Origin of the sequence: Thermus composti (genome assembly GCF_014647535.1) — a bacterium.
Classification (GTDB): Bacteria; Deinococcota; Deinococci; order Deinococcales; family Thermaceae; genus Thermus; species Thermus composti.
In genome coordinates this window covers 38004-45008 of record NZ_BMPJ01000016.1, presented here as the reverse complement: position 1 = coordinate 45008, position 7005 = coordinate 38004, and the positions used below count along the sequence as shown (strand labels likewise).

The window sequence follows — 7005 nt, the reverse complement described above, 5'->3', positions numbered from 1 at the left end:
TGTATTTACCCAAGCCCCCTTCTTTATTGGCGTGTCAATGGATATGCGGGTGAATATCCGAAAGGGGGGCCAGAAGTTACATAATGGTCAAGTCTGGATTTTCCCGTGGCGAGGCTTCTTTTGGTGGAGGACGACCCTTCGGTCCGCTACCTTCTGGAGGCGGTGCTTTCGGGGAGCGGCCACGAGGTGGTGGTGGCGGACTCGGCCCGAAGCGCCCTCGCTTACCTCCGACAAGAAACCCCCGACCTCATCCTTTTGGACATCATGATGCCGGAGATGGACGGCCTCACCCTCCTGGGGCGGATCCGGGCGGTGAAGCGCCTAAGCCGGGTGCCGGTGGTGATCCTCACCGGGGGCGGCCGGGAGCTGGAGGGGGCGAGCCGGGCTTTGGGGGCCGACCTCTTCCTGGAAAAGCCCATCACGGGCCGGAGGCTCAAGCAGGCGGTGGAGGCCCTTCTGGCCAAGGAGGGCTACCTCCTCCCCGAGGGGGAGCGGGTGGATTCTTTGGAGGAAGTGCGAAAGCGACTCCGCCGGGCCTTGCCCGAGGAGGAGCGGTTCCGGGCCCTCTGGCTTAAGGCGGCGGGCCGCAAGGCGTTTCTCGCCAACCTCCTGGCCAAGGGCTGGACCGAAACCCTTCTACGCCGGATCCTCCCGGGGTCCTACGACCTTTACGATCTTCTGGGGCACCTGGCCTACGGCTGGCCCCTCGTCCCCCTGGAGGAACGGGCCCGGCGGGCCCAGGGCCTGGGGTACGAGGACCTGCTTTCGGCCTACCGGAAGGAGGGCCGCCTGCCCCTGGAGGGGGACGAGCGGCTAGACGCCCTGGCCCAGGCCCTGTACGCTTAGGCGGTGGAGCTTTTGGAATACCACGACCCCGAGGCCTGGAACCGGCTGGTGGCGGGGTTTCCCATCACCAGCGCCTTGCAATCTTGGGGCTGGGGGGAGGTGAAGCGGCTTTCCGGGTGGGTGCCCCGGCGCTTCGCCGTCTATGGGAAGGAGGGGCTTCTTGGGGCGGCTCAGGTTCTCCTTAGGCCCCTTCCCGGGGGGCTTCGCCTGGCCTATGCCCCCCGGGGCCCGGCCCTTTTTCGCCTCGAGGACCTCCCCCGGGTGGCCCGGGCCTTGGCCCAAGGGGTCAAGGGGACCCACCTGGTCTTGGAGCCCGAGGCGGGCCTTCCTGCCGAGGTGGAGGCTCCCCGCTTTCCCGGGCTTCTTCCAGAAGAGCCCGTTCAGCCAGGCTACTCCTTGTGGCTGGACCTCACCCAGGGCGAAGAGGCCCTCCTCAAGGGCATGAAGGAGATGCACCGCCGCAACGCCCGCCTGGCCCTGAAGCGCACGGAGCTTTCCGTGGAAGGGGAAGAGGCCTTCCCCGAGTTTTTCCGCCTCTTTGAGGAGACGAACCGGAGGGCTAAGCTCCTCCAGCACGCCGAGGCCTACTACCGGGCGGTCCTCAAGGAGATGAACCAGCCCTTGGGGGAGGCCTTCCTCGCCCTGGCCCGGAAGGAGGGGGAGGCCTTGGCGGCGGGGCTTTTTGTGGCCTTCGCCGGCAAGGTGGACTACCTCTACGGTGGCAGCACCCGCAAGCACCCCGAGGCCAAGGCCCCCATGGGGATGCACCTCATGGCCATCCGCCACGGGATCGCCCGGGGCTACCGCATCTACGACCTGTGGGGCGTTCCCAGGCGCCCCGAGGGCAGCCACGCCGAGGGGATCTGGCGCTTCAAGGAAGGCTTCGGGGGCCAGCGGGTCCAGTTTCCCGCCTACGCCCTTCCCCTCTCCCCCCTCTACCGCCCCTTGAAGGCCCTCCTCCGCCTGCGCAAGACCTGGGTGAACCTCAAGGTGCGGGGAAACCCCCGGGATGTCCTGGGCTAGGCGTCATCCTTCTCAAAGGATGGTTCTTTAGGGTGGAAGGCGTGGGGCGCTACGTACCTCTCCTCGCCCTTCTGGCCCTTGCCCTTGGGGCCTTTTTCCTTCGGCCCAGGGAGGGGGCCTTGCCCCAGGGAGGGGTCCGGCTCTACGGGGTGGAGTTTTTCCTTTTCCCCGAGGAGGAGGGGGTGCGGTGGCGCTTCCAGGCGGCGGAGATGGTGGAGGTGGGGGGGGTGTACCGCCTTCAGGGAGGGCTTAGGGGGGAAAGGTACGTGGCGGGGCGGCTGGACCTGCGCCTTTTCGCCCCCGAGGTGGTGGTGGAACCCGGGGACAACCTCCGGGCCCCCTACGCCCGGGTGGAGATCCTCAAGGGGTGCTACCGCCTGGAGCTTTCCCGGACCGGCCTTGGGGACGTCCTCATCCGGCAGAAGGAGGGGTTTTCGGCCCCCTGGGTGCGGATTGAGGCCCCCAACCTCCGGGGCGAGGCGGAGCGCTTCCGCTCCGACTTCGCCCTGGAACGGATTGAGGCGGAAAACCCTCGGTTTGAGTTTCCCGCCGGGGGGAGCTTTGGACCTTGCCAGGTGGAAGGAGGAAGCGGATGAAGCGGATGGCATGGGTGCTTTTGGGAATGGCCTTGGTCTTCGCGGCCTCGGAGGTGCGGGTGATCCGGGTGGAGGGAGGGCGGCTTTCCGGGGACCTCCGCTACGGTCCTTGGGTTTTTGAGGGGGAGGTGCGGGGGCGGGTGAAGGACCTCACCATCCTCGCCCCCAAGGCCACCCTCATCGCCCCCAAGGGCAAGACCATGCAGGAGGCGGAAGGGGAGCGGGAGGCCCGGTTTGAGGGGGGCGTGGTGGTGCGGAGGGGCCGGGTGGAGGCCCGGGGGCCCGCCCTCGTTTACCGGGAGAGCACCGGGGAAGGGGTTCTCCTGGGCCCGGCCCGGATGCGCCAGGAGCCCAAGCCCGGGGAGGACCCCGTGGAGGTGGAGGCGAGCCGGATGACCTTCCAGGTGGACACCGATACCTCCACCAGCGAAAGCGCCCTCCTCCGAAGCGGCCACCAGGAGGGGCGGGCGGGGCTTGTGTACTACGAGGAGGAGCGGGGCCTTGCAGTCTTCACCGACCCCAAGGAAGTGGTCCTCACCCGGAAGCGCAAGGAGGGGGACCTGGTGATCCGGGCCAAGGAGGTGCGGAGCCTCACCGGCCCCAAAAGGCTCATCGCCACCGGGGGGGTGCGCCTGGTGGACGGGGATCTGGTCACCACCGGGGAAAGCCTTTACTACGACGACACCACCGGCGAGGCCATTGTCTTGGGGAGGCCGGCGGTGAGCGAGAACGCCAAGGAGGGCTTCAAGCTTTCGGGAAGCACCCTCCTTCACAACGTGAACCGCCACCAGGTGCGGGTCTACGGCCGGGCCTTCCGCCTGCCCGTGGAGGAGTTTAGGAAACTCGGGGAGCGGTGATGCGCCCCCTCCTCCTGGGCATAGGGCTTGGCCTCCTTTTGGCCCTGGCTCAGGAGGTCTTTCGCCCGGAGGTGGAGCTCCTCCGCAAGGACAAGAGGGTGGTGGCCTGGGTGAGCGGGGAGGAGGAAAGCCTCTTCTACGCCGACTACGGGGACCTCCACGTGGGGGAACTCCGCGAGCTTACCCCTGCCAAGGCGGTGGTGGGGGAGCGGGCCTTTTTCCTGGACGCGGGAACGGTCCTGGAGGAGGGGTTAAAGCCCGGGGACCGGGTGGAGGCCGCGTACAACCCGGACTGGGAACGGGAGGGCCTTCCCTACCTGATGCGCCTGCGGAAGGCGGGGGAGGAAAAGGGGGAGCGCTATTTGCGCCTGGTCCTCTTTGACCCCAAGGGGGTGGAGGTGCGCCTGGGGGAGGAGGTGGAGGCCCGGGGGCCTTTGGCCCTGGTGGAGCGGGGGGGAAGGGAGGAGCTCTTCCTCTCAGGAGGAGAGGCCCGCTACCTGGAGGAGGAGGGGCGCCTCGAGGTCCAACCCCTCCCCGGGCGGGTGGTCCTCACCCAGGGGGCGACCCGGGTGGAAGGGGTCCGCCTCCGCTACCAAAACGACACCGGCGAGGCCTTCCTGGAAGGGCCCTTGGCCTTGAGCCGGGAAGGGGAGAAGCCCCTAAAGGGCAAGGCCCAGGCCCTCCGCTACCTCCTGGACGAGGACGCCCTCTGGCTTCTTGGGGATGTGGAGTTCGTCCAGGGAGGCCGCACCACCCGGGCGGAGCGGGCCCTTCTGCGGGAAAAGGAGGGCTACGCCTACCTCTTCGGCGGCGTGGAAAGCCGGGACGAGAAGGGCTTCGTCCGGGGGGAGCGGGTGCGCTACGCCCTGGAAAGCGGGGCGGTGGTGGTCCTGGGGCGGGTGGCGGGGGAGTTCCGGGAATAACCCCTCAAGCGGGGATGCCGGCCATGAGGAGGCCGAGCCTTTCCTCCGTGGCCTCCTCCGGGGTGAGTTCCCCCACGATCCGCCCCCCGTGCATCACCAGGATCCGGTCGGAGAGGGCGAGGATCTCGGAGAGGTCGGCGGAGACGAGAAGGACGGCAAGCCCCTGGTCCCGGGCCCTGACGAGCTCCTTGTGGATGAACTCAATGGCGCCCACGTCCACGCCCCTTGTGGGCTGGGCGGCCACGAGGAGCTTAGGACCCCGGAGGAGCTCGCGCCCCACCACGATCTTCTGCTGGTTCCCCCCGGAGAAGCGCCGGGCGGAAAGGGTGGTGGAGCGGGGGCGGACGTCGTAGGCCTCCACCAGCTTCCTGGCGTGGGCCTCGGCCGCCCGGTCGTCCAGGAAGCCCAAAAAGCCCCGGAAGGGGGGGCGGTGCTGGTCCCCGAGGACGGCGTTTTCCTTCACGGAGAAGTCCAGGACCAGGCCGCGGGCGAGCCGGTCTTCGGGCACGTGGCTTGCCCCCAGGTCCCGGACCCCCCGGGCCGAGGGGGGAAGGGGCCGGCCCAGGAGGAGGGCCTTGCCCTTAAAGGGCCTGAGGCCGGTAAGGGCCTCCACCAGCTCGGTCTGGCCGTTGCCTTCCACCCCGGCGATGCCCACGATCTCCCCGGCCCTCACCTGGAAGCTCACCCCCTTGAGGCGGGGCGGGGCCTCGAGGCCCTCCACCTCCAGGACCACCTCCCCGGGCCTTGCCGGGGTCTTCTCCACCCGTAGCACCACCTCCCGGCCCACCATCATCCGGGCCAGGGCCTCGAGGGAGGTCTCCTGCGTCCGCACCGTGCCCACCACCTTGCCGTCCCGAATCACGGTGATGCGGTCGGAGACCTCCAGCACCTCCTTGAGCTTGTGGCTGATGAAGATGGCGGCGTTGCCTTTGGCCACGTAGGCCCTGAGGAAGCGGAAAAGCTCCTCCGCCTCCTGAGGGGTGAGGACGGCGGTGGGCTCGTCCAGGATGAGGATCCGGGCCTCCCGGTAGAGGGCCTTGAGGATCTCCACCCGTTGCTGCAACCCCACGGGGAGGTTTTCCACCTTCTCGTCCAGGGGGATCTCAAAGCTCAGCTCCTCCATGAGCCTCTCGGCCCGTTTCCGGGCGGCCTCCAGGTCCAGGAAGAGGGGGCTTCCCGGTTCCAGGCCCAAAACCAGGTTCTCCAAGACGGTGAAAGGCTCCACCAGCATGAAGTGCTGGTGAACCATGCCGATCCCCGCCCTGATGGCGTCCACGGGGCTTTTGGGCCTATAGGGCTTCCCGTCCACCCACATCTCCCCGGCGTCCGGGGGCTGGAGGCCGTAGACGATCTTCATGAGGGTGGACTTGCCGGCGCCGTTTTCCCCCACCAGGGCCAGGACTTCGCCCCACTCCAGGTCCAGGCTGATGCGGTCGTTGGCCAGGACCAGGGGGAAGCGCTTGGTGATGTCCTTGAGGACCAGGGCCTTCGCCACGCCCGAAGTATACAAGGGGCCAGGGGCTTACCCTGGCCCCCGGGAAGCCTTCGCCTTAGCGGGTCTCGGGCACCTGGATCTCCCCGTTGATGATGGCCTGCTTCAGCTCCTCGAGGCGGGCCTTCACCTCCTCGGGGATCAGGGCCTGGTTGTACTCGTCCAGGGCGTAGCCCACGCCGTCCTCGGCGAGGCCCAGGTCCTTGACCCCGCCCTGGAAGGTGCCGTCCACCACGCTCTTGATGGTGTCGTACACGGCCACGTCTGCCCGCTTGACCATGGAGGTCAGGCCGTGGTTGAGGGTGGTGGGGTCGTTGTCGGTGTCGCCCAGGTAGTTCTGGTTGGCGTCCACGCCGATGAAGAAGAGGGGCGTGGTGCCCTCGCCGCACTTCGCCTCGTAGGCGGGGTACTTGGGCACGTCGGCGAAGCGGTCCTCGCGCACGAAGCGCACGGCCCCGCCTTCCCTCAGGCACATCTCTTCCTTCACGAAGTCAATGAGGCCGAGGCCGGAGCCGCCGGCGGCGGCGTAGATGATGTCCGCCCCTTGACGGGCCTGGCTGGAGGCGATCTCCTTGGCCTTGGCGGGGTCGTTCCAGGCGGCGGGGGTGTTGCCCACGTACCCCACCAGGACCCGGCCCTGGATCCCGTCCTCCTGGAAGGCGTACTCCGCCCCGGCGCGGAAGCCCGCCTCAAACTTGTGGATGAGGGGGATGTCCATGCCGCCGATGAACCCCACCACGCCGGTGCGGGAGAGCTTGCCCGCCACGTAGCCCACGAGGAAGCTCCCCTCGTGCTCCCGGAAGACCACGCCCAAGGCGTTGGGAAGCTGGCCCTCCCCGGGAACGGCGTCAATCACGGCGAACTTCACGTTGGGGAACTCCTTGGCGGTGGCGGTGATGGCGGGCTCGTTGGCGAAGCCCACGCCGATCACCAAGTCAAACCCCTCCTCGGCGAAGGTGCGGATGCCCTGGCCCACCTGGGAGGGATCGGCGGGCTCAAAGTCAAAGATCTGGACGCCAAGCTCCTGGGCCGCCCGTTGCGCCCCTTCCCAGGCGGACTGGTTGAAGGAGCGGTCAAACTTGCCGCCGGCGTCAAAGGCAAGCCCCACCCGGACGTTGGCCCCGGGAAGGCTCGTTTCCTCGGCCGGAGCCGTCCCCGCGCCGGCCTGCTCCTCTGCTTTCCTGGGGCAGGCCGTAAGGGCCACGGCGAGCGCGCCTAGGGTGAGCAACCACAAAAGCCTCCTCATAACGCCTCCTTTCGGGATAGGG

Annotated in this window: 7 protein-coding genes; 5 read left to right on the top strand and 2 right to left on the bottom strand. The window is 68.2% G+C overall.

What is annotated here, in order from left to right:
* The first annotated feature begins 105 nt into the window (after positions 1–105).
* Genes IEX93_RS07640 through IEX93_RS07620 form a run of 5 tightly spaced genes read left to right on the top strand, consistent with a single transcriptional unit; the run spans position 106 to position 4245 of the window.
* Complete coding sequence (locus tag IEX93_RS07640; protein ID WP_229906127.1) at positions 106–846, top strand: response regulator; 741 nt, start codon at positions 106–108, stop codon at positions 844–846.
* A 3-nt stretch (positions 847–849) separates the two neighbouring features.
* Positions 850–1869 carry a lipid II:glycine glycyltransferase FemX gene (locus IEX93_RS07635; RefSeq protein ID WP_188847618.1) on the top strand — a complete coding sequence of 340 codons (1020 nt, stop codon included), beginning with the start codon at positions 850–852 and terminating at the stop codon, positions 1867–1869.
* A 41-nt stretch (positions 1870–1910) separates the two neighbouring features.
* The gene (locus tag IEX93_RS07630) at positions 1911–2465 is read left to right on the top strand and encodes a hypothetical protein (protein WP_188847617.1); all 555 of its coding nucleotides are present in this window, start codon (positions 1911–1913) and stop codon (positions 2463–2465) included.
* The gene (locus IEX93_RS07625; RefSeq protein WP_188847616.1) at positions 2462–3322 is read left to right on the top strand and encodes an LptA/OstA family protein; all 861 of its coding nucleotides are present in this window, start codon (positions 2462–2464) and stop codon (positions 3320–3322) included. Before IEX93_RS07630 ends, IEX93_RS07625 begins: the two co-directional genes overlap by 4 nt.
* Positions 3322–4245 carry a hypothetical protein gene (locus IEX93_RS07620; RefSeq protein ID WP_188847615.1) on the top strand — a complete coding sequence of 308 codons (924 nt, stop codon included), beginning with the start codon at positions 3322–3324 and terminating at the stop codon, positions 4243–4245. Before IEX93_RS07625 ends, IEX93_RS07620 begins: the two co-directional genes overlap by 1 nt.
* A 4-nt stretch (positions 4246–4249) precedes the next feature.
* Here IEX93_RS07620 and IEX93_RS07615 read toward each other — a convergent pair whose 3' ends face one another.
* Together IEX93_RS07615 and IEX93_RS07610 are read right to left on the bottom strand one after the other, a co-directional pair.
* Complete coding sequence (locus IEX93_RS07615) at positions 4250–5740, bottom strand: ABC transporter ATP-binding protein (protein WP_188847614.1); 1491 nt, start codon at positions 5738–5740, stop codon at positions 4250–4252.
* 55 nt (positions 5741–5795) lie between these two features.
* A complete protein-coding gene (locus IEX93_RS07610; protein WP_188847613.1) occupies positions 5796–6983 on the bottom strand; it encodes a BMP family lipoprotein in 1188 nt (395 codons plus the stop codon).
* Positions 6984–7005: the final 22 nt, after the last annotated feature.

Excerpts from the sequence above, each read along its gene's own strand:
- IEX93_RS07625 (WP_188847616.1), top strand. The coding sequence starts at position 2,462 with ATGAAGCGGATGGCATGGGTGCTTTTGGGAATGGCCTTGGTCTTCGCG.
- IEX93_RS07620 (WP_188847615.1), top strand. The coding sequence starts at position 3,322 with ATGCGCCCCCTCCTCCTGGGCATAGGGCTTGGCCTCCTTTTGGCCCTG.
- IEX93_RS07610 (WP_188847613.1), bottom strand. The coding sequence starts at position 6,983 with ATGAGGAGGCTTTTGTGGTTGCTCACCCTAGGCGCGCTCGCCGTGGCC.